Genomic DNA, 22,193 nt, shown 5'->3' with positions numbered 1-22,193 from the left:
AAATGTACTGTCTCGTTCATAATATAGAGAAGTTAAGGAATAGTTTACATTAAGCCAAAGGCTAAGCCCTTAAACCGAAATAATCCAGCCTAAATAACCTCATATACGTCTTTACAACTCAAATTAATCAATCATTTATTGAAAATCCGAATTATTTATTGGAATCTCAACTAAATATGAATTAATGTGTTTTTATTTTAAATAATCAGGCTGAAAATGAGAAATTCTACAGCCTCGTTATGAGTTTAAGGTAACTATGAGTACCGTCGATAATTGGGTTACATTATTAAAATTACGAGAGTCTGAATTCGATGGTCTCGAATATAATACTATCCAAGAGAAGTATATTTTACTTCTAGCTACTCGTGTTAGTGAGCTTTGTCTTGATGCTGTGTTACTTCTAAATCAGAAACGTATCTCTAGCGCTCCTGTTATTCTCAGGACGGCTTTGGAATCATATGCGGACTTACTATCTTGTATTAAAGATCCCTTGCACTATGAAGAGATGACTAAATCACTATATTGGCAACTACATGAAGTGAGCAAAAACTTTGATTTGGAAAAATCTAATTACTACAAATCTATGGGTAAATATTCCTCTGTAAATAAACGTTTTAAAAAGGCTGAACTTTCTGAATTATTCAATGGTTATTACAAAGCTCTTTCTTTACATTGCCACGGTAATTTATCAGCATTAATAGAGTTTCACTCAACAGACAATGTTGCCTATTTAGGTACAATGGCTGACGATGAAAAAATTATTATGTATTTTGAGCAAGCAACTAATTTGTTTGCGCTTTGTTTAAAAGATACTCTTTCTTTTTTGGGTAAGTCTGAACATGCGGTAGAATACGCTCAAAAAATCATAGATCAAATAAATAAAACTCATAACAAGTCGTTAAACGCGGAAGCGTAAACGGCTGTCATCGTTTTTGCAAAAGACAAAGGCGCAAAAACAATACCAACCTACGCTCCGGTTAACGAGGCGTTATGCCTAAAAGGAAGTTATGCAATTAATCTATGAGTTAATCCAAGAAAACCCTAAGTTTTACGCTTGGATCTTTGGGATCATAAATGTTTTGTGGTTGGGCTTCGCATATTTCAATAAACAGCGCCATGAAAGAAGCCTAAAACAACTTGAACAAGATTTAAGATATAGAGCTGATAGAAGGCTTAAAATATTCGATTTAAAAGCATCTGAATATGGTAAATACGTTACAGACTTGGATAGTTTTGGAAAAAAGAATCAGATAGAGATGCCTGAGCGTATGCAGCCTATTTTTGATCAGTATCTCCAAAACTATTTAGCAGCCACTGAAGCTGGTGATAAAGAAAGAGAAAGGCAAGTTGTAGGTTGGCTTAGTTCTCAAGTTTCAGCATTAATGCAGGAAGGCTTGAAGGATGTGCTGAAGTTAAAGTATGAATCAAATCGCTTAAAGTTAATTGCTACAAATGAAATGCTTGAAACATTCGAGCAAATCGAGAACTTAACTCAAGAGTCTATGGATTGCACCAACGAATACATGACTAACTTCACTGACATCATAATAAATCAACAAAATGAAAAAACAGAATTGTTTCAAGCTAAAGCGGCAGAATTAGCTAATCAAATACAGATGCATTCAAAATCGCTGTTAAACCAAATGAGGCGAGAGCTGAGCGAAATTTAGGCATAACAAGCGCATCAAATCTGACGTCACACATTGTTCGCTTTTTTGCTTAAAAGAAAAAGGCGCAAAAAAGCGTCCAACATGTTCCGCAGCTTATGCGGGCGTTGAGGCTGTAGAATTTCTCCGAAAAGAATGTTTTTACGTTCTTTTTTCATAATCTCTAGTTGTACAAAAAACAACCTTTATTGAGCAGTCCCTCTGTGATCTAATAGTTATTATTCGCTCAGAGATAAACATGATGGCACTCTTTTAGAATAAAGAGGCAAACCTGACTTATCTTGCCAAAGTAAATTCATTCCAATTAATTTCGCATAGCAAATTATTCCAGGTACATTTGAATATGCACTTTCCTATATCCTGGGCTATTCCATTATTATTAACAATAGGTTATATCTGCCCAGTTATGCAAACCAGAATAAATGGCTGCTCAGAATTAGTTTATTAATTCAAGGGCTAAGCTCTTAAACAATAATAATCCAACCTAATTAACCTCGTAAACAACATTACAACTCAATTTAATCAATCATTTATTGAAAAGATGAATAATCTATTTGAATATCAAGTAAATATAAAATACTGTGTTTTATTTTAAATAATCAGATTAAGAATATCGTTACTCAGTAAAGGAAATAATGTGGAAATAGTACAAAAAAAAGGTTCAAATAAACATACATTTACATTCAAGGATGAATCATTTAATTTTCACTTTAAAGATAAAAGTGGTTCAGATGACGTAGATTTGAGTTATGCCAGTTTTCCAAGTAAATCATCTGTACGTATTGAGCAAAATGAATGGTTAAGAAATGTTGGTTTTCTATGGTGTTGCTTAGGTGTTTTTCAGCTTGGATATGCAATTTATTTAAGTGCACCGACTTCTGGTAAAGGTTTCTGGCTGGGAATTGGTTTGTTATGTTTACTATATTCATACTTTTCTAAGGTAAAATATTCAGTGTATAAGGCTGAGTATGGAAATGTTTTCGTTATTCAAGATAAAAAACATGATGAAATTATTAATGAGTTAAATAAACGAAAGAAAAAACAGTTATTAGATTGGTATGCTGAAATTAACCTTGAGAACGAACTTGATGATGAAATTGGTAAGTTTAATTGGTTATGTGCTGAAGATGTTATGACAAGAGAAGAGGCTGATACAAAGATTGCTGAAGTGGAATTAGTTCACAAAAGTAAATCTGAAGAGCCTACAGGTATGTTGAACTAAACGCCTACTAGCTGCTGATCAACTGGACGCATAATGGTTGTCATTGTTTTTGCTAAAGAAAAATATTGCAAAACAACGCCGGCCTACACGTCAGTGTTTGAAGTGTTATACATTAGACATATTACAATTTTTTCTAAGCGGTATTAGTCGAAATTTGATTGTTTCTTAACTCACTTTTTTGGTGAGATAAATCATCCCATAAACCCTCAATAAAGCTCAATCGACATAGTCGCATTAAACAATGACAATTAACAATACTTGGCTGCTTGATGCTAGTTGTTTTAAAGTTTGCTGACTATTAATAGTCAGCAAACTGTAGGCCTGATTTGAAATAGATATTTTTAGCGGTTAAAAATCAAATAAGTTTTGGTCGATAATCAGATCTCTAGGTCGGCTATTTTTGATGCGATTATCTAGTGATTTACCTAAGCCAATGACATGATCTTGATAGGTTAATAATACTTCACCTTTATTGTTTTTTGTTTCAATGTCATGAATATCGCGACCTTGATAATAAAGCTTAGCTTGTTCAGCGGTTAATGAGATTTTGTTACTCGACGCTTGTTGACCGTAACAAGTTGCAAACTCATGGCTGGCTCTGAAACCTGATTTACGGCCCTTACCAAATTGTTCTGCGACTTTTATGCCTAATCGAGAAAACCGCAATTCAGTAATTAATGGGATTATATTCTCAGGGAATATCCAAAATTCATCATCACGCTGGTAAAGCACACCGTTAAATTCATTAATACCAAATTGAGTATTAAAATAACTTAATAGGTTTTTTTTCGTCGTTGCTGGTGGAACTTGAAAAGGAAACTTTCCTAAGCGTTTATTAGCTTGCTCGCTCTCTACTAATCCCGTCTTTTGAATGGCTGCAACAAAAAATCCTTCGGTGTCGTATATTTGAGGCCAAATATGTAAAAAACCTTCTTGGGTCAAGGATTGCTCTGCGCCTTCAAATAAGCTTTCAAGTGATAAAAATTTAACTTGTTCAGGGTACGTTTGTTGTAGGAAATGACAGACTTCTTGGTTTTCTTCTAGGCTTAACGTACAGGTGGAGTAAACCATCACACCGCCTGGTTTAAGTGCCTGAAAAGCGCTTTGTATTAGTGATTTCTGGGTGACTGCGATTGACTCAATAGCACCTTGTTCCCAGTTCTTCATGGCATGTTTATCTTTACGTACTGTGCCTTCACCGGAGCAGGGCGCATCTAATAAAATAGCATCGAATGTGTTTGGTAGCCATTGACCAAATACAGCCGCATCAAAGTGAGTTAATGCAATATTTTGAATGCCACATCGTTGCACATTGGCATGTAGCATTTTGATGCGACTTGAGGAGTATTCATTAGCAATGATTAAGCCTTGGTTATTAGTCGCTGAAGCAAGTTGTGTGGTTTTTGAACCTGGTGCGGCAGCTGCATCTAACAAGGTAGACTGATGAGTTGGTTGGTAATGACTCAGCAAAGCAGATACTGGCATCATAGAGCTGGCTTCTTGGATATAAAATAAACCTGCCAAGTGTTCTGCGCTATTACCAAGTGGGACTGATTCGTCTTCTATCTCAATCCAAAAGCCTGCTTCACACCACGGAACAGCTGTTAATGACCAATGGTGCTTGTCTGCGATAAGTTGGAAATCTTCAATACTTATTTTAAGTGTGTTAACTCTAATCGCTCGACGTAAAGGGCGTCGACATGCGGTAAGTAAATCATCGATAGTTAACTGTTCAGGTAAAATTCCGATCATTTTATCGATAAAAGCTTGAGGTATAAAAGTATTGTTATCCATTGGTGTCCTTACAAAACGCGCACGATTAATGCGCGCAAGATAGCACAATCTAATTTTAATTAGGAATGCTAAGTTTCCAATCTAGCCAATCTTTATTTAATCTAGTCTTTAATTTAAAGGTTGAATAGTTACTTGCTGCCGGCTGTAATGGTTTGTTATCGGTCGTGCTCATGCTTATTCCTCCTTTTAATAGCGAGGTTAATGAAGCTGCTTTGAGTGCTGCTCCTGTGATTCCAATATCAAGGTTAAAACCAGAGACTGGCCAAAAAATACTATTTTCTCGGATAAGATGTGCAAATTCAGGGTAGATATTAATCATAATTTCAACACCGGACGCGTTGTTATTTAAGCGTTTATCTGTCACTTCACCGATTTGTATTTGGCGGTGGTAGATTGGGCTAGTAATGTTTGTTGAGCCAGCATTATCAGTATATAAGACTAGCGTTAGACCGATTTTATCTGTATCGAGCAGAGGGGCTTCATCTTCTCCTTCAAATTGATTTTTAACCTTACCTTGTCCTGGCGTAACATTAATGAATACGCCACTGATCAGTGTTGATAGGTTTTTGGCACCGGATAAAGAAATATCACTGCGTACTACCCAAAAGCGACTGCCTTGCTTTGCGACTTTTTCAAAATAGGTATTCATAATGTCTAGAGTCGCGACGACTCTGTTACTTTTGTTTAATGTTAAGCCGCTAATTTCACCAATTTCTAACCCTTTTAATTTTACTTTATTGCCAACTTTTAAGTCAGATGCATCATCGAAAAGTAAAGTGACCTGTTTAGTTGGTTGAGTAGCTTGCTGATAGTCATCATAAAGCCGATATGTGCCATCCTGGTTTTTATTGGTCGTGACTCCTGGTAGTAATTCAATTGCAATACCACCTGTTGCAATAGATAAAAGTGATTGTGCATTCACTGTGATGCCTGATAATCCTGCATCTACTGCAAAACCACTGACATTCCAAAAAATCGTTTGATCATTGATTAAATGTTTAAATTTAGGGTTAATATTAATGGTGGTTTGCATCAAGCTTGTATCATGTAATGTTAAATCACTGACTTCACCAATAGCCAGTTTATGATAATAAACAGGTGAGCCGACCGTAACAGAGGGTAACTCTTTACTTAATAACTTTACTTGTAATGGAGTCGTGAAGGCATCTTTCCCTAATTTAGCCATCTCTTTAGATGCATACAAATAGAAGTTATGGTTTTGTTTGATGGCGTTGGTTGTTTGTTTATTAACTGGCTTTTCATTATACAAAGCGATACCACCTTGAATAATATTTTGTATCGGTTTGCTATTGACTTCTACCCCTTGTAAAGAGGCTTTCACATTGACTCCACTTAATAAATGAAACTTACTTTGTGAATTAATAAGGTAAGTAAATGGTTGATTAATTTGTACTACGGCTTGTATATGATTGCTATCGTTGGTTAGAGATAAAGCCCTAATCTGACCAATGGTTAACCCTTTGTAGGTCACTGGGGCATTTTCACTTAACCCGTCTGCATTGTCTGCGATGACAGTAAGGCTTAAGTTATCTTGTGATTGAGGTTGGTGAGATTTCACCATAAATTGTGTTTTTTGTGCTTCATCAAGATAATTTTCACCATGTGAGAAACTGATGTAATCACCGGTAATCAAATTACTTAAGTTCTCTATTTTAGAAAAAGACAACGATGCTTGCTCAACCCAAAACTCAGCACTTTCCGTGACTAATTCACTGAATGCTGGGTTGATGGTTGCCTCTGCAACAAACAGCTGACTCTCGGTGTCGTAACGAATATTATCCACACGCCCAATCCCGTGACCTTTGAATAGGATGCCAGCTCTTTTTGGTAAATTATTAGTATTATTAAGCTGTAATGTAATACTAAGCCCTTGTTTACTATCCGCTATATTATCAAATAATTGATATACCTGATTTTTTTCAGCAGGTTCAGAGTCATCAGGACTGTTGAAAGTAATACCGCCTGCAATCAGTGTGGTTAAGCTATCTAGTTTAAATTCAACACCCGAGCGCGATAAGTTGGCATTCAATCCGCTGATGTTCCAAAATTTACTTTTTTGCTTGACTAAACTGCTATATTTTTTCTCTATAAATGCTTGGATAGTGACGCGTTTTCCTGACTTATCTAATCTAACACGTGCCACTTCTCCGACTTGGATTTTTTTGAAAAAGATAGGTGTGCCGATAGTGATAGAGTCAGCACTATTACTTGTTAAATTTAGTAATAATGCATTGTCGGGAATGGTAATTGGTTGTTCCGCAGCGGCCATAAATTCCGTTGCATCATCACCTTCACCGGGTAATATATTAATATAGCTGCCTGAAAATAAGGTATCTAAACCTGTAATAGAAGTTAAAGAGGCTTTAGGCGAAACTAACCATAATTTACTTTTCTCTTTTAACAGAAAGGTTGCATGTGATTCAATCTCAGCGATGACATTAACACCATCAACTTCATCTAATTCTACTTTTTTGACGGTACCAACAATCACTCCTTTGTAACGAACCTTGGTTTTATCAACAATGATCCCGCCTGCATTAGTAAAGTGAATACTGATTTGAACATTTCGATGGGTAATATTTTCAATTAAGATCCAAATGGCCAGTATCGCGGCGATAAAAGGTAAAAACCAAATTGGTGAGATGGATCTAGAGCGAGTCATCACTGGTTGTGAATTCGAGTCAGTGTTGGTATTTAAATTAGTTGGCATCGAGATTAGCGTCCCATATTAAGCGAGTATCGAAACTTTGTGCTGCGAATAAGGTAGTAATTACCACCACAGTAAATGAGGTTGCGGCAATTCCTGGATATACAGATAAAAGGTTACCTTTATCAAATACAGCCATCATGATTGAAATAACAAATAAATCGAGTATCGACCAGCGTCCTATCCAATCGACAAGGGTATAGGCAATAAGTTGCCTTTTAGGATTCATCTTCCATTTGAAATGAGCGGCTAAAGAGATCACCGCTAAAGCAATAATTTTTAAAACGGGCACTAACATTGAAGCGACGAATACAATAAGTGCAATACCTGACATACCTGTAGAAAGTAAAGTCATGATGCCAGATAAAATGGTGTCTGGGTAAGCTTCATTGTTCTTAATTAAAAAAGTTATCGGGTAAATATTGGCCGGAAAGATAAAAATAAATGCAATACACAATAACGCCCAAGTTTTTTGAATACTGTGTTTTGTTCTTACTGAAACAGGGCTACCGCAATGTGGGCAATGTGTTGGGTGTAAACTAATGGTAGAGGCTCGCTCACACACTTTACATAGTTGCGTATTTTGTTGCATCGCACTCAAGCCACTTTTTAAGGGTTTATTCATTAGTTAAGAAGTCCCAAAAATAAGCATTACTATATTCACATATCATGCTCATATTAATAATTAACAAAGCGACTAAAAACAATAGACCATTGTCATAATAAATGTCTGCGTAACTATTCAACTTAAACAGAGCAACCATAAAACTCACTATGTAGACTTCCAACATGGACCAATGAATTAATAGACTGGTTAGCTTAAGCGATGGATTTAATAGCCGAGGACGCCGGTTTAATACAACACATGCACTGTTAAAGCACATACAAACGGTAAGTAATACCGGAGCTACCACTGCACAAAAGATCACCACTAAAGCAACAATAGGTGCAAAATCTACTAGTAGTAATGCGCCTTGTAATAAATTAGTTTGTTCTGTTACACCAAGTAAATGAACCGAGACCAAAGAGAAAGAAAAAGCTGGGATAGCAAGTAGTAGCGCTGTGATCGCTAAAGCTAATATTTTCTTTGCATTAGCGGTTTTAGCCTTATATAAGATATGTTGGCAACGTGAACATTTGGCAACATAGCCCTTTGTTAAAGCAGGCCGTTCTGAAACTAAGTCACAGTGCCTACAAATAATTGTATTCATACTTACTTATTAGTAATTTGAGATAGAGAATAAGATAGCAAACTAAATATAATATGACAAAATTTGCATTATTAAAGTGCAAGTAGTACTGTATGTATACCCATGTTATTTTGTTGTGTCGATATTTACTACAGAATTAAAGTAAGTATGGGCAAAAACCATCTTTAATTGTTATAAAAAAGAGGCCACCGTGGCAGTCATCATTAAATACATTGTAGAAAGAAAGGGTGTTGAAAAAATGACCTTTACCAGTAAGAAAGAAGCCGATGCATACGATAAGATGCTAGATAGCGCTGATCAAATTGCATTATTTCTAAGTGATAGTCCAGTATCATTGGATGATCAGCAACTGGAAGAGTTAGGTCTATACATAGCAAGTAATAAAGATGTATTACAAAACCTATTTAAAGGCCAGTCATATAGCCTTGAATCAATAGAAAAAGAACAAGAATAATTCGCTAAAATTATTCATGCAATAGCTGGGTAGTAGCAACTTAGCAACTATGAAGTTTGCTTGTTATACGACCTTACTTGCAAACCCCAATTTTGTTTTTATTTTTTCATAACACTTTTTGACTATGACATTTAAAGTAGCAGGTATGCCAGCTTCTCTAATAGAGTAATAAATCCAATCTTGGGGCTTAGGTTTTGAAAATGCGTAATATAAAATTTGTTTTGCTAATCTTTTTTTATATTTATGTTCTCCTAACCAATGACGATGCTTCTTAATCGCCGTTAACCTAGAATCATAGTTTTCAACACTGAGTTTAGTTAAGTTACTTATAATTCCACTATGATTGCCTTGTCTATAATAAAATAAAGGTTGCTGTAAATAGTGAATTTTACCGACTTGGTTAAGTCGTATGTAAATATCCCAATCTACCCCACACTTTAGCGTTTCGTCAAAGAGTAAAGGCAGTATTGCTGCTCTAGAAACAATCAGCCCGGATGTACCACAATATTGGTTGCCTAATCGGAGGTGTTTATCTTCTACAAACTCGCCGACATCAGGTTGATGTACTTTTCCTGTTTCTAGATGCTCTAGTGAAGATAAACATGCGATGCACTGATACTTCTCAATGGCTTCTATTTGTAATTGTATTTTATTGTCAAACCAAATGTCATCGTCATCTAAGTAAGCTATCCATTCACCTTTGGCCAATTTAGTACCTTGGTTCCTAGAGTAACCGTTGCCCATATTTTTAGTCGATTGATGATAATGAATCCGCTTGTCATCAAAAGCTGAAATAATAGGTAATAGATCTGTGGTTGAACAATCATCAACAATAATAATTTCTGTAATAGGGTAGGTTTGGTTTAATACGCTTTTTATCGCACTTTCTAAATAGTCAGGACGATTATAGGCAGGAATAACGGCAGAAATAGAAACATTCATCATGTGCATGACCTTTAATAAAGATTATTAAGACATTAAACGATTGTTAGTAAGTACCAACCTAAACAATATCAAAATATAAGATAACAGCGAAGACTTAATTTATTTACTGTTTCTAAGGTGAAACTTTTAAGATTAGGTTAATTCAGGCTTTTAATATGCTTATTATTTGTCTAGAATGCCTGTTCGTTTTAAATTACTAAAATACATATGCTTTTTGGTTGGAAGCATCACTGTGAGGAAAATAGCATGCCAATTATTACTCTTCCCGATGGAAATCAACGTCAATTCGACAACACTACTTCTATAATGGAAATCGCTGCAGATATCGGCCCAGGCTTAGCAAAAGCTTGTATCGCTGGTCGCGTTAACGGTCAACTTGTTGATGCTTGTGATCCGATTGAAACCGATGCGGAAGTAGCTATCATCACCAGTAAAGATGATGAAGGTTTAGAAATATTACGTCATTCATGTGCACATTTATTAGGCCATGCAATTAAACAATTGTACCCTGAAGCAAAAATGGCAATTGGTCCTACCATTGATAACGGTTTCTACTACGATGTTGATCTAGACGTAACCATTAATGATGAAGAGTTAGCAAAAATTGAAAAACGCATGCAACAGTTAGTTAAAACTAATTATAAAGTTGTGAAGAAGAAAGTAAGCGTTGATGAAGCTATTGCCGTATTTAAAGAGCGTAATGAGCCATATAAATTAGAGATTCTTGAAGGTATTGATAAAGGTGATCGTCCTGGTTTATACCATCACGAAGAATATGTAGATATGTGTCGTGGCCCACACGTTCCAATGATGAAATTTAGTCAATGGTTCAAGTTGATGAAAGTTTCTGGCGCGTACTGGCGTGCAGATGCAGATAATAAAATGCTACAACGTATCTACGGTACAGCATGGGCAGATAAAAAGCAGTTAAATGCTTACTTAAAACGTCTTGAAGAAGCTGCAAAGCGTGACCACCGTAAAATTGGTAAGCAGTTAGATCTATACCATATGCAAGAAGAAGCACCGGGTATGGTGTTCTGGCATCCAAACGGTTGGACTATTTTCCGCGAACTAGAAAGCTATATTCGCGAGCAAACTGTTGCCTTTGGTTACCAAGAAGTAAAAGCACCACAAATTTTAGACCGTTCATTATGGGAAAAATCGGGGCACTGGGATAAATACAAAGACGGCATGTTCTGTACTTGTAGTGAAAACCGTGACTACGCAATTAAGCCAATGAACTGTCCTGGCCACGTTCAAATCTTTAACCAAGGTTTAAAATCATACCGTGACCTTCCGTTACGTTTATCTGAGTTTGGCTCATGTCATCGTAATGAGCCATCGGGTTCTTTACACGGGTTAATGCGTGTTCGTGGATTTACACAGGATGATGCTCATATCTTCTGTACAGAAGAACAAATTCTTGAAGAAGTATCTGCATGTATCAACATGGTATTTGAATGTTACAAAACATTCGGATTTGAAGATATTGTAGTTAAATTGTCTACTCGTCCAGAAAAACGTGTTGGTGATGATGCAACATGGGATAAATCTGAAGCTGCTTTGGCACATGCATTAGACGAAAATGGTGTTAAATTCGAGTATTTACCAGGTGAAGGTGCTTTTTATGGTCCAAAAATCGAATTTACTTTATATGATTGTTTAGGTCGTGCGTGGCAGTGTGGTACAATACAATTAGACTTTTCTATGCCAGGTCGTTTAGACGCTACTTATGTTGGCGAAGATAACGAACGTCATACACCAGTTATGATTCACCGTGCTATTTTAGGTTCTTTGGAACGTTTTATCGGTATTTTAACTGAAGAATATGCGGGTATTTACCCAACTTGGTTATCACCTCAACAGGTGGTTGTAATGAATATTACTGATAAACAGTCAGGTTTTGTTACAGAAGTTGTCAATAAAATGAAAAAAATGGGTATTAGAGCCATTTCGGACTTGAGAAATGAGAAGATAGGCTTTAAAATCCGCGAGCATACATTAAAGCGTGTTCCATACTTACTCGTTATCGGCGACCAAGAGGTTGAAGCAAACGAAGTTGCAGTAAGAACGCGTAAGGGTGATGACCTTGGTAAAATGCAGGTTGATAATTTCATTGACCATGTGAAGCAAGAGATCATTTCCCGCTCATAACATTAATTACTTGGAGGAATTTGTTATAAAAGGTGCAAAAAAAGCCCCGCAAACGGGCAACAAACATCGTTTAAACGATGAAATAACTGGTACTGAAGTACGTCTTTCTGACGCAGAAGGCAAACCTGTTGGTATTGTTTCTTTAGAAGAAGCTAAAGATATGGCATTTGAAGCAGATCTGGATTTAGTTGAAATCAGTCCAAACGCTGAGCCGCCAGTTTGTCGCATCATGAACTATGGCAAATTTCTCTTTGAAAAGAGTAAATCCGTTAAAGAACAACGGAAGAATCAGAAACAGGTTCAGTTGAAGGAAATAAAATTCCGTCCTGGGACTGATGATGGCGACTATCAGGTAAAACTACGCAGCCTGGTTCGCTTTCTAGAAGAGGGTAACAAAGCCAAAGTAACGCTACGTTTTCGTGGTCGTGAAATGGCGCATCAATCACTTGGGATGGAATTATTAAATCGCGTTAAAAACGATTTAGTAGAAATCTCGACTGTCGAATCTTTCCCTAAGTTGGAAGGTCGTCAAATGGTGATGGTACTTGGCCCTAAACGTGCTAGCTAAGGCATAAAGAAGTATTGAAATGCGAATATGAGAATATTCGCATTATTTACTCGCCTTACTGGTTTAATTTAAATATTTTAACAATGCGGAGTTCGCAATGCCTAAAATGAAATCTAACAAAGGTGCTGCAAAGCGCTTTAAAAAGACTGCTTCTGGTGGTTTTAAACGTAAGCAATCTCACTTACGTCATATCCTTACTAAGAAATCTACTAAACGTAAACGCCACCTACGTGCTCAAAGCATGGTAGCAAAAGTAGACGTACCTAGTATTAACAGAATGTTACCATTCGCTTAAGTAAGGAATATATAAAATGCCAAGAGTAAAACGCGGTGTACAAGCTCGTGCACGCCATAAAAAAGTCTTAAAACAAGCTAAAGGTTATTACGGAGCTCGCTCACGTGTTTATCGCGTAGCAGTTCAAGCAGTAACTAAAGCTGGTCAATACGCTTACCGTGACCGTCGTCAACGTAAACGTCAGTTCCGTCAACTATGGATTGCACGTATTAACGCTGCATCTCGTTTAAGCGGATTATCTTACAGCCGTTTCATCAATGGTCTTAAAAAGGCTTCTGTTGAAATCGATCGTAAGATCTTAGCTGATATTGCTGTATTTGATAAAGCAACATTTGCACATTTAGTAGAAGTTGCTAAAAAAGCGCTAGCTTAATCATTATTGATTAACAGTATTGAAGAGGAGACATTTATGTCTCCTTTTTTTTGCTTAAAATTTACCTTTCGAACTCCTCAAAAGCGATTTTTCACAAAATCCAAACTATCTCCTTGCTAAATAGCAATAATATGACAGGTGTAATATAACTGTCACAAAAGAGAAATATAATCTCCGCCATCAATTATGTTGGAGATAGTAAATGGAACGTGATTTAGCGGCCACGCTACAAGCGAATAAAAAGCGAGTGGTTAAGGATAAATTAGTAAAATATGGAGTAACAACAGGCGGATCCTTAGTATTGGTCACTTTGTTGTTAATTTTCGGTTACCTTTTATACGTAGTTTTACCTATTTTTGCACCAGTTAGTATTGAAGAAACTCAATCCTTTCAACGTAAAGATGCAACACTTATTTATGCTCAAGGCATAGATGAGCAAAACGAAGTCGCTTATCAAATGGATGAGCAGGGTTTATTGCGTTTTTATTCCTTAAGAGACGATGACTTAGGTCAGTCTTTACTCCAATATCAAGCCTTTGAAGATACCATCGAGATAACTAAGACAATGCCTGCAAGTGGCATTTTTGCGTTAACTAATATGCAAGGAGAAGTAAAGGTCGTTAAACCTAGTTTTGCAACAACCTATCCAAATGATAAAAGGTTAATTACACCTGAATTGGACTTTCCATTGGGTGAAGACGTTTTCGTTGTATCAGAAAACCAACAACCTTTACATCATCTAGCATTTGAAATGAATGAAGAGAATGCCGGGATAGCTGCCGTAAATGCCGATGGTGAGGGTGTTTACATGTTGGTATCAGGTGAAGAAAACTTTATGACCGGTGACGTTGAATGGTCACAAGAGTTATTTACATTACCGGGCTTCCCAAACAAGGTTGACCAGCTATTACTAACGCCAAACTTGCGTAAATTATTTGTACGCAGCAGTAATGATTTAATGGTCTACGACATTGCTGATACAGATGATATTCATATTGATTCAGCCTTTAAAATCAATGCTAAAGGCAGTAACGTTAATAACGTTCAATTATTAACGGGTGCAAGTTCATTACTTGTTGCTAATGAAAATGGCGTGATTAGTCAATGGTTTGAAGTGCTTAGTGATAATAAACGTGAGTTTACTTTTATTCGTGATTTCAAAGCGCCTAATGAAGTGACTAATATCGTGCCTGAGTTTTACCGTAAAGGATTCTTAACAACTACTGAAGCAGGTGAGTTATCGATTTTACACACCACAGGTGAAACGGAATTATTAACTGAATCTATTTCTAAAGCGGGTGCGTTGAATGTCGCTATTTCTCCACGTGCTAATGCTATTTTGGTTTCTGATGCAGATGTTATCAAGCTCTACACTGTTGACAATGAACACCCTGAAATTACATGGTCAGCGTTATGGCAAAAAGTGTGGTATGAAGGTTACCCTGAGCCACAGTTTATTTGGCAATCAACTTCTGCAAGTGATGACTTTGAAGCAAAAATGAGTTTAGTGCCTATTTCATTCGGTACTATTAAAGCTGCTTTTTATGCGATGCTATTTGCTGTGCCAATTGCAATTTCAGCTGCCATTTATACCGCTTACTTTATGTCTCCAAGTATTCGCTCTTATATCAAACCAACCGTTGAAATAATGGAAGCACTACCAACCGTTATTCTTGGTTTCTTAGCCGGACTTTGGTTAGCTCCAATTGTTGAGAGTCAATTGCCAGGTATTATTCTTCTATTAATTACTTTACCGGCAAGCATTTTAGTTGCTGCGATGATTTGGACTAATTTACCTAAATCAATGAGTGATAAGGTCAGTGAAGGTGTATTACCACTGGTGTTACTTCCTATCTTAGTTGCTACTGGCTACTTCTCAATGGCCTTTAGTGAAACATTAGAACTATGGTTATTTAACGGTGATACACGTGTTTTCCTAACTAATGACCTAGGTATTAATTTTGACCAACGTAATTCATTAATCGTAGGTATTGCGATGGGTTTTGCGGTTATTCCAACTATTTTCTCAATCGCTGAAGACGCTATTTTCAGTGTGCCTAAAAGTTTAACTATGGGCTCATTAGCGCTAGGTGCAACGCGCTGGCAGACATTGGCTAAAGTGGTTATTTTAACTGCCAGCCCAGGTATTTTCTCTGCTGTTATGATGGGAATGGGACGTGCCGTTGGTGAAACAATGATTGTATTAATGGCAACAGGTAACACACCTATTATGGATTGGAATATATTCGAAGGTATGCGTACGTTATCGGCTAACATCGCGGTAGAAATGCCAGAGTCAGAAGTAGGTAGTTCACATTATCGCGTATTATTCCTCGCTGCATTTGTGCTGTTTATCTTCACCTTCTTCTTTAACACGGTCGCTGAGTTTGTTCGTCAGCGTTTGCGTGAAAAATATTCAAGCCTATAAATGGGAGTTAGTTATTATGGGTAAATGGTTTAAATCAGGCACACCGTGGATTTGGATGACAGGTGGTGCTGTAAGTTTGAGTTTAATCGCAGTAATTGGGTTATTTTTATTAATTGGTTGGAGGGGGTTAAGCTTCTTCTGGCCTGCAACAGTATATGAGTTTTCAATACAAAATCAGCAAGCTGAAAAGTCAGTATTAATCGGTGAAATTTACGATACTGAACATGTATTAAAGCAACAGTTAATTGATGGTGGTGTTACTGGTTTAGAAGACGAAGCGGATTCATTAGATCGTTTCCTAATCAAAATTGGTAACCGTGAATATGTTGATTTAGATTTCCAATGGATTCTAGATACTTATATTACAGATAAGAAAGTTGCTCATGATATTGTGGTTTTCGAACGTACTAAAAATGGTAATTTCTATGGTTATCTTGAAGCGATAAAAGAAGGTGAAACAACGCTTCCAATTGAACAAGCAAACTTAGTTGATGAATTACACAAGCGTCTTGATCGTGCATTGGAATTCCGTGATAAAGAGCATGATTTATTAACTGGTGATATTGGCCGTATTAATAATGACTTAGCTAATATTCGCCTAGCGCAACGTAAACTTGAGTTAGACGGTGAATTAACTGAGGCTAAAATTGCTGAATTTAAAGCGCAAAGTGATGCTTTACGTGCTGAGTATTTAGGTTTAGAAAATGAGTTATTCGGTTATCGTGACCAAGCTAAGCGTGACACTGTTATCGTAAAAGATATGACAGGACGTTCAGTGAGCATGCCTTTATCTTATGTACTAGATTTTTATCAACCAAACGACATGAGTTTCGTGGAAAAGGTCGGTCACTGGCTACACCAGGTTTACAAATTTGTTAGTGATGATCCACGTGAAGCAAATACAGAAGGTGGTGTATTTCCTGCGATCTTCGGTACTGTATTCATGGTGATGTTAATGGCTGTGATTGTGACGCCATTTGGTGTAGTAGCTGCAATCTACTTACATGAGTATGCAGGTAAAAACAGTATCACTAAATTCATTCGTATCGCGGTAATTAACTTATCGGGTGTACCATCAATCGTATATGGTGTGTTTGGATTAGGTTTCTTTGTTTACATTCTGGGTGGCAGCATCGATCAGTTACTTTACCCTGAAGCATTACCGTCTCCAACATTTGGTTCGCCTGGCGTATTATGGTCGGCATTAACTTTGGCTATTCTTACTTTACCTGTTGTTATTGTATCAACAGAAGAAGGGTTAAGCCGTATCCCAAGTACATTACGTGAAGGTTCGTTAGCACTAGGTGCGACAAAATCAGAAACGTTATGGAGAATTGTTATTCCAATGGCAAGTCCTGCGATTATGACGGGTCTTATTTTAGCGGTAGCACGTGCTGCTGGTGAAGTTGCACCATTGATGTTGGTGGGTGTGGTTAAAATTGCACCGACATTGCCGGTTGATGGCAACTTCCCATACTTGCATTTAGAAAGAAAATTCATGCACCTTGGTTTCCATATCTATGATGTTGGTTTCCAAAGCCCGAATGTAGAGGCTGCACGTCCGTTAGTTTATGCAACGTCATTCTTATTAGTGACTGTGATCATCGGATTAAACTTAGCGGCTATCGCAATTCGTAACAATTTACGTGAAAAATACAGAGCATTAGAGCATTAATAGATAGCGGCATCGTTTAAAGAACAATGAACATAAACTATTAACGTATTAGACATTACAAAATCACGCACCATAGTGTGCGTGAATAGAGAGTAGGAATGACAATGATTGATTTATCAAATTTAAACGCGAAAACAGATGATTTAAATACGCTAACGCCTGAAAATACAGCGTTAGAAATTAAAAACTTAGACTTGTTTTACGGTGATAAACAAGCGCTTCATAATGTATCTATGAAAATACCGAAAGGTAAAGTAACTGCCTTTATTGGTCCATCAGGTTGTGGTAAATCAACGTTATTGCGTTGTATCAACCGTATGAATGATTTAGTAGAAATCTGTCGTGTAGATGGCAATATCGAACTTCAAGGAATTAACATCTACGATAAATCAGTTGATGTAGCGTCACTACGTCGCCGTATCGGTATGGTGTTCCAACGTCCGAATCCTTTTCCAAAATCCATCTATGAAAATGTAGTATATGGTTTACGTTTACAAGGTATTAATGACCGCCGTACATTAGATGAAGCATGTGAAACCTCGTTGCGCGGCGCAGCATTATGGAATGAAGTGAAAGATCGTCTTCATGATAATGCATTTGGCTTATCAGGCGGTCAGCAACAACGTCTTGTGATTGCACGTGCCATTGCTATTGGCCCTGAAGTATTATTACTGGATGAACCAACTTCAGCATTGGATCCAATTTCAACACTAACCGTTGAAGAGTTGATTACTGAATTGAAGAAAAAATTCACCGTAGTGATTGTTACGCATAACATGCAACAAGCTGCACGTGTGTCAGACCAAACTGCATTTATGTATATGGGTAAACTGATTGAATATTCTGATACGAATACTTTATTTACTTCACCAAAACAAAAGCAAACAGAAGATTACATTACCGGACGTTACGGTTAAATAAGGAGCTAAAATGGAAAACTTAAATTTAAACCGTCATATTTCAGGTCAGTTTAATACTGAACTTGAAAGTGTGCGTAACCAAGTTATGCAAATGGGTGGTCTAATCGAGCAGCAATTAATTGATGCATTAACGGCAATGGCTGATAACGATTTAGAATTAGCGCGTGAAGTGATCGTAAAAGATAACGAAGTAAATCAATTTGAAACACGTGTTGACCAAGAATGTTCTCGTATTATTGCTAAACGTCAACCTGCTGCATCTGATTTACGTTTAATCTTAACGATTATGAAAACAGTAACAGAGTTAGAGCGTGTTGGTGATAGTGTGGTTGCTATTGCAAAGATGGCCATTGAAAACCATGGTAAGAAAGTACCGTCATTGATTGGGCTAGAAAACATGGGGCAGATTGTTATCAAAATGCTACATAACTCATTGGATTCATTTACACGTTTAGATCTTAATACTGCGATTGCAGTACATAATGAAGATAAAAAAGTAAATCGTCAGTATGAAAGCATCCTACGTGAATTAATGACGTTCATGATGGAAGATCCGCGTTCTGTTCCATTTGTACTTAATGTACTCGCGTCAGCGCGTGCCATTGAGCGTATTGGAGATAGATGTCAAAATATCTGTGAGCAAGTGGTTTATCTAGTCAAAGGTATTGATGTTCGCCATGCAACAGAAGAAGAGATTAATTCTCTGATTGAATAAAAACCTATTATAAACACATTAAAAGCGCAGATAATTTGATTATCTGCGCTTTTTTCATTTTAACGACAAACCTTTGCAGCCTATGCAGCATCAGGTATACTGCGCCTTTTATTTACTGGAACCGTTAAATGAAAGTTTCTGATTTTTCTTTTCATCTCCCTGAAGAATTGATTGCGCGTTACCCAATGCCAGAGCGTACTAATAGCCGTCTACTTTCATTAGAGGCTAATAGCGGCCAATTACAGCATTTAAACTTCACTGATATTATTGATTTAGTGAATGAAAAAGACCTGTTGATCTTCAATGATACACGTGTGATTCCAGCTCGTTTATTTGGTACTAAAGAAACAGGTGGCAAAATAGAAGTACTCGTCGAACGTGTACTCGATGAAACGACTTTCCTAGCACATGTACGCAGTTCAAAATCTCCAAAACCTGGTTGTAAACTATTGCTTGAGAATGATGTCAAAGCAGAAATGGTGCAACGTCAAGGTCCTTTGTTTGAAATCAAAGTAAGCAGTGATGAAACTGTGTTACAAATACTAGAGCGTATCGGTCATATGCCGTTACCTCCTTATATTGATAGACCCGATGAAGATGCAGATAAAGAGCGTTACCAGACTGTCTATAATAAAAATCCAGGTGCTGTAGCTGCGCCAACAGCGGGATTGCATTTTGATCAAGCGATTTTAGATAAAATAGCAGCGAAAGGCGCTGACTCAGCTTTCGTTACTTTGCATGTTGGTGCTGGTACATTTCAACCTGTAAAAGTAGATAATATACTCGATCATCAAATGCACAGTGAATATGCAGAAGTATCGCAACAAGTAGTTGATAAAATTATTGCTACAAAAGCTGCGGGTGGACGAGTTATTGCTGTTGGTACTACTTCTGTGCGTTCAATTGAGAGTGCTGCGAGTGCCACCTTAGCAAAAGGGCTGCCATTAGCGCCGTTCTTTTCTGAAACCAGTATTTTTATTTATCCTGGTTACGAATTTCAATTAGTTGATGCAATGGTGACTAACTTCCATTTATCAGAATCAACTTTACTGATGTTGGTTAGTGCATTTTCTGGAAAAGAAAATATTGACCATGCATACCAAACAGCAATACAAGAAAAATACCGTTTCTTTAGTTATGGCGATGCCATGTTCTTAACTAAAAAAACAGCATCATAAAATAAAACGCTCACTTCTGGCTCGTTATATCGATGAGTCGGAATTAGCGCTTGTTCAATAAAAATCAGACTGTTTCTCTGATAAGGAAAACCATGAAATACGAATTAATTACAACTGATGGCCGTGCACGTCGTGGCCGTTTAACCTTTGACCGTGGCACTGTTGAAACGCCTGCATTTATGCCAGTTGGAACTTACGGTACGGTAAAAGGGATGACACCTGAAGAAGTAGATGCAACAGGTGCTGAAATTCTACTAGGCAACACTTTCCATCTTTGGTTACGCCCAGGCCAAGAAGTGATCCGTCAACACGGTGATCTGCATGATTTCATGAACTGGAAAGGTCCAATCTTAACTGACTCAGGTGGTTTCCAAGTATTCAGCCTAGGTAAAATGCGTAAAATTAAAGAAGAGGGCGTTTACTTTAGAAGCCCTGTAAATGGCGATCAAGTCTTCTTATCGCCAGAAGTGTCAATGGATATTCAATATGACCTTGGCTCTGATATTGTAATGATTTTTGATGAATGCACTGCTTACCCTGCTACTGAGCAAGAAGCTGATGTATCAATGAAGTTATCATTACGTTGGGCAGAACGTAGTCGTAAACGTTTTGACGAACAGAAAAATCCGAACGCACTGTTTGGTATTATTCAAGGTGGTTGTTACGAACACTTACGTGATGTTTCTTTAGATGGTCTTGCGAAAATTGGGTTTGATGGTTACGCCATTGGTGGTCTAGCTGTTGGCGAGCCAAAAGAAGATATGCACCGTATTTTAGAGTACATTGCTCCTAAAATCCCTGAAGATAAACCTCGTTACTTAATGGGTGTTGGTAAACCTGAAGATCTTGTTGAAGGTGTTCGCCGTGGTGTGGATATGTTCGATTGCGTAATGCCAACACGTAATGCACGTAATGGCCATCTATTTACTACTGATGGTGTGGTTAAAATTCGAAATGCTAAGCATCGCGAAGATCTAAGCCCATTAGATGCAGAGTGTGATTGTTACACTTGTAAAAACTATTCTCGTGCTTATTTATATCATCTTGACAAGTGTGGAGAGATCCTTGGTGCTCGCTTAAACACGATCCATAACTTACGTTATTACCAACGTTTGATGAAAGGTTTGCGTGATGCCATTTCAGAAGGTACATTAGACGAGTTTGTTGATATATTTTATAAGCGAATTGGAAAAGAAAAACCAGTTCTAAATAATTGATAACACAATACTATTACCAAACCATTAGATAGTTTAATTTTTATACAATAAAGGATATAACATGAGTTTATTTATCTCTCAAGCACATGCAGCAGCTGAAGGCGCACCAGCAGATGGCGGCGGCATGCAAATGATTTTTATGTTGGTTGTTTTTGCAGCAATTTTCTACTTTATGATCTACCGCCCACAAGCGCGTCGTACTAAAGAGCATAAGAACCTGATGGAAAGCATCAGCAAAAATGATGAAATATTAACAACGGGTGGTTTAATCGGCCGTGTTGCTAAAATCAGTGCTGAAAGTGAATACGTTCAAATAGAGTTAAATGAAAATAACACTATCGTAATCAAAAGAGATTTTATTACAGCTGTATTACCAAAAGGTACGCTGAAATCAATCTAAATAAAAAAGGCAGGTTATCCTGCCTTTTTGACGACTAACATCGTAATAAAGTATTTCTCTATGCTGTGATGTTAGTTTTTTACCTTTAGCGTCAATTAAAGGACATTATCGTGTTAAACAAATACCCTCTTTGGAAGTATTTACTACTCGGGTTCATCGTTTTATTTACCCTAGTTTATGCTGCTCCAAATCTTTATGGTGAAGATCCTGCTGTACAAGTCTCAGCGACTCGTGGTGCTAAAGTTGAGT

Annotated in this window: 21 protein-coding genes; 16 read left to right on the top strand and 5 right to left on the bottom strand. The window is 37.1% G+C overall.

Annotated elements, in window-relative coordinates:
- Positions 1-256: 256 nt before the first annotated feature.
- From V5290_RS16830 to V5290_RS16820, 3 genes are all read left to right on the top strand, one after another.
- Entirely contained in the window at positions 257-916 is a 660-nt protein-coding gene (locus tag V5290_RS16830; protein ID WP_333388504.1) for a DUF5677 domain-containing protein, read from the top strand.
- Between the two features lie 91 nt (positions 917-1,007).
- Positions 1,008-1,670: a hypothetical protein gene (locus tag V5290_RS16825; protein WP_333388501.1), complete on the top strand. Its 663-nt coding sequence runs from the start codon at positions 1,008-1,010 to the stop codon at positions 1,668-1,670.
- 634 nt (positions 1,671-2,304) lie between these two features.
- Positions 2,305-2,889 (top strand): hypothetical protein, encoded by a 585-nt coding sequence (locus V5290_RS16820; RefSeq protein WP_333388498.1) that lies wholly within the window; start codon positions 2,305-2,307, stop codon positions 2,887-2,889.
- A gap of 348 nt (positions 2,890-3,237) precedes the next feature.
- On the opposite strand, the gene rsmF is transcribed toward V5290_RS16820, so the two are convergent.
- From rsmF to V5290_RS16800, 4 genes are read right to left on the bottom strand one after another with little or no spacing between them, the layout of a single operon-like run.
- Positions 3,238-4,683 carry a 16S rRNA (cytosine(1407)-C(5))-methyltransferase RsmF gene (rsmF, locus tag V5290_RS16815; RefSeq protein ID WP_333388495.1) on the bottom strand — a complete coding sequence of 482 codons (1,446 nt, stop codon included), beginning with the start codon at positions 4,681-4,683 and terminating at the stop codon, positions 3,238-3,240.
- A 55-nt stretch (positions 4,684-4,738) separates the two neighbouring features.
- Entirely contained in the window at positions 4,739-7,414 is a 2,676-nt protein-coding gene (locus V5290_RS16810; RefSeq protein WP_333388492.1) for a PqiB family protein, read from the bottom strand.
- The gene (locus V5290_RS16805) at positions 7,404-8,036 is read right to left on the bottom strand and encodes a paraquat-inducible protein A (protein WP_333388489.1); all 633 of its coding nucleotides are present in this window, start codon (positions 8,034-8,036) and stop codon (positions 7,404-7,406) included. Before V5290_RS16805 ends, V5290_RS16810 begins: the two co-directional genes overlap by 11 nt.
- A complete protein-coding gene (locus tag V5290_RS16800; protein ID WP_333388486.1) occupies positions 8,029-8,622 on the bottom strand; it encodes a paraquat-inducible protein A in 594 nt (197 codons plus the stop codon). The genes V5290_RS16805 and V5290_RS16800 overlap by 8 nt, the downstream gene beginning before the upstream one ends.
- Before the next feature lie 190 nt (positions 8,623-8,812).
- Between V5290_RS16800 and V5290_RS16795 the strand changes: the two genes are divergently transcribed.
- The gene (locus V5290_RS16795) at positions 8,813-9,076 is read left to right on the top strand and encodes a YebG family protein (RefSeq protein ID WP_333388483.1); all 264 of its coding nucleotides are present in this window, start codon (positions 8,813-8,815) and stop codon (positions 9,074-9,076) included.
- Between the two features lie 63 nt (positions 9,077-9,139).
- Here V5290_RS16795 and V5290_RS16790 read toward each other — a convergent pair whose 3' ends face one another.
- Positions 9,140-10,021, bottom strand: coding sequence for a glycosyltransferase family 2 protein (locus V5290_RS16790; RefSeq protein WP_333388480.1), 882 nt, complete (start codon positions 10,019-10,021; stop codon positions 9,140-9,142).
- A 246-nt stretch (positions 10,022-10,267) separates the two neighbouring features.
- Here V5290_RS16790 and thrS point away from each other — a divergent pair, with 246 nt between their 5' ends.
- The 12 genes from thrS to V5290_RS16730 form a co-directional block, all read left to right on the top strand.
- The gene (gene thrS / locus V5290_RS16785; RefSeq protein ID WP_333388477.1) at positions 10,268-12,175 is read left to right on the top strand and encodes a threonine--tRNA ligase; all 1,908 of its coding nucleotides are present in this window, start codon (positions 10,268-10,270) and stop codon (positions 12,173-12,175) included.
- A gap of 10 nt (positions 12,176-12,185) precedes the next feature.
- Positions 12,186-12,743 carry a translation initiation factor IF-3 gene (gene infC, locus V5290_RS16780; protein ID WP_290039212.1) on the top strand — a complete coding sequence of 186 codons (558 nt, stop codon included), beginning with the start codon at positions 12,186-12,188 and terminating at the stop codon, positions 12,741-12,743.
- A gap of 97 nt (positions 12,744-12,840) precedes the next feature.
- Positions 12,841-13,038, top strand: coding sequence for a 50S ribosomal protein L35 (gene rpmI, locus V5290_RS16775; RefSeq protein ID WP_025564055.1), 198 nt, complete (start codon positions 12,841-12,843; stop codon positions 13,036-13,038).
- Between the two features lie 16 nt (positions 13,039-13,054).
- A complete protein-coding gene (rplT, locus tag V5290_RS16770; RefSeq protein ID WP_028862951.1) occupies positions 13,055-13,411 on the top strand; it encodes a 50S ribosomal protein L20 in 357 nt (118 codons plus the stop codon).
- 202 nt (positions 13,412-13,613) lie between these two features.
- A complete protein-coding gene (locus V5290_RS16765; RefSeq protein WP_333388466.1) occupies positions 13,614-15,839 on the top strand; it encodes an ABC transporter permease subunit in 2,226 nt (741 codons plus the stop codon).
- 13 nt (positions 15,840-15,852) lie between these two features.
- On the top strand, positions 15,853-17,514 hold the full coding sequence (pstA, locus tag V5290_RS16760; RefSeq protein ID WP_333388510.1) for a phosphate ABC transporter permease PstA: 1,662 nt from the start codon (positions 15,853-15,855) through the stop codon (positions 17,512-17,514).
- Positions 17,515-17,612: 98 nt separating this feature from the next.
- Entirely contained in the window at positions 17,613-18,431 is an 819-nt protein-coding gene (gene pstB / locus V5290_RS16755) for a phosphate ABC transporter ATP-binding protein PstB (protein ID WP_416351624.1), read from the top strand.
- A 13-nt stretch (positions 18,432-18,444) separates the two neighbouring features.
- Positions 18,445-19,149 (top strand): phosphate signaling complex protein PhoU, encoded by a 705-nt coding sequence (gene phoU, locus V5290_RS16750; RefSeq protein WP_333388461.1) that lies wholly within the window; start codon positions 18,445-18,447, stop codon positions 19,147-19,149.
- 128 nt (positions 19,150-19,277) lie between these two features.
- Positions 19,278-20,327, top strand: coding sequence for a tRNA preQ1(34) S-adenosylmethionine ribosyltransferase-isomerase QueA (queA, locus tag V5290_RS16745; RefSeq protein WP_333388459.1), 1,050 nt, complete (start codon positions 19,278-19,280; stop codon positions 20,325-20,327).
- Between the two features lie 92 nt (positions 20,328-20,419).
- Positions 20,420-21,544: a tRNA guanosine(34) transglycosylase Tgt gene (gene tgt, locus V5290_RS16740; RefSeq protein ID WP_333388457.1), complete on the top strand. Its 1,125-nt coding sequence runs from the start codon at positions 20,420-20,422 to the stop codon at positions 21,542-21,544.
- Between the two features lie 61 nt (positions 21,545-21,605).
- Entirely contained in the window at positions 21,606-21,944 is a 339-nt protein-coding gene (yajC, locus tag V5290_RS16735; RefSeq protein ID WP_113817674.1) for a preprotein translocase subunit YajC, read from the top strand.
- A 110-nt stretch (positions 21,945-22,054) separates the two neighbouring features.
- On the top strand, positions 22,055-22,193 hold a 139-nt coding region (locus tag V5290_RS16730; RefSeq protein ID WP_333388507.1), incomplete at its 3' end, for a hypothetical protein.

Source organism: Psychromonas arctica (assembly GCF_036697365.1).
GTDB lineage: Bacteria > Pseudomonadota > Gammaproteobacteria > Enterobacterales > Psychromonadaceae > Psychromonas > Psychromonas arctica_A.
This window is presented reverse-complemented; position numbering and strand designations above follow the sequence as displayed.

Coding starts and splice junctions, on each gene's coding strand:
- V5290_RS16830 (WP_333388504.1), top strand. CDS start 257: ATGAGTACCGTCGATAATTGGGTTACATTATTAAAATTACGAGAGTCT.
- V5290_RS16825 (WP_333388501.1), top strand. CDS start 1,008: ATGCAATTAATCTATGAGTTAATCCAAGAAAACCCTAAGTTTTACGCT.
- rsmF (WP_333388495.1), bottom strand. CDS start 4,683: ATGGATAACAATACTTTTATACCTCAAGCTTTTATCGATAAAATGATC.
- V5290_RS16810 (WP_333388492.1), bottom strand. CDS start 7,414: ATGCCAACTAATTTAAATACCAACACTGACTCGAATTCACAACCAGTG.
- V5290_RS16805 (WP_333388489.1), bottom strand. CDS start 8,036: ATGAATAAACCCTTAAAAAGTGGCTTGAGTGCGATGCAACAAAATACG.
- V5290_RS16800 (WP_333388486.1), bottom strand. CDS start 8,622: ATGAATACAATTATTTGTAGGCACTGTGACTTAGTTTCAGAACGGCCT.
- V5290_RS16790 (WP_333388480.1), bottom strand. CDS start 10,021: ATGATGAATGTTTCTATTTCTGCCGTTATTCCTGCCTATAATCGTCCT.
- thrS (WP_333388477.1), top strand. CDS start 10,268: ATGCCAATTATTACTCTTCCCGATGGAAATCAACGTCAATTCGACAAC.
- rpmI (WP_025564055.1), top strand. CDS start 12,841: ATGCCTAAAATGAAATCTAACAAAGGTGCTGCAAAGCGCTTTAAAAAG.
- rplT (WP_028862951.1), top strand. CDS start 13,055: ATGCCAAGAGTAAAACGCGGTGTACAAGCTCGTGCACGCCATAAAAAA.
- V5290_RS16765 (WP_333388466.1), top strand. CDS start 13,614: ATGGAACGTGATTTAGCGGCCACGCTACAAGCGAATAAAAAGCGAGTG.
- pstB (WP_416351624.1), top strand. CDS start 17,613: ATGACAATGATTGATTTATCAAATTTAAACGCGAAAACAGATGATTTA.
- phoU (WP_333388461.1), top strand. CDS start 18,445: ATGGAAAACTTAAATTTAAACCGTCATATTTCAGGTCAGTTTAATACT.
- queA (WP_333388459.1), top strand. CDS start 19,278: ATGAAAGTTTCTGATTTTTCTTTTCATCTCCCTGAAGAATTGATTGCG.
- tgt (WP_333388457.1), top strand. CDS start 20,420: ATGAAATACGAATTAATTACAACTGATGGCCGTGCACGTCGTGGCCGT.
- yajC (WP_113817674.1), top strand. CDS start 21,606: ATGAGTTTATTTATCTCTCAAGCACATGCAGCAGCTGAAGGCGCACCA.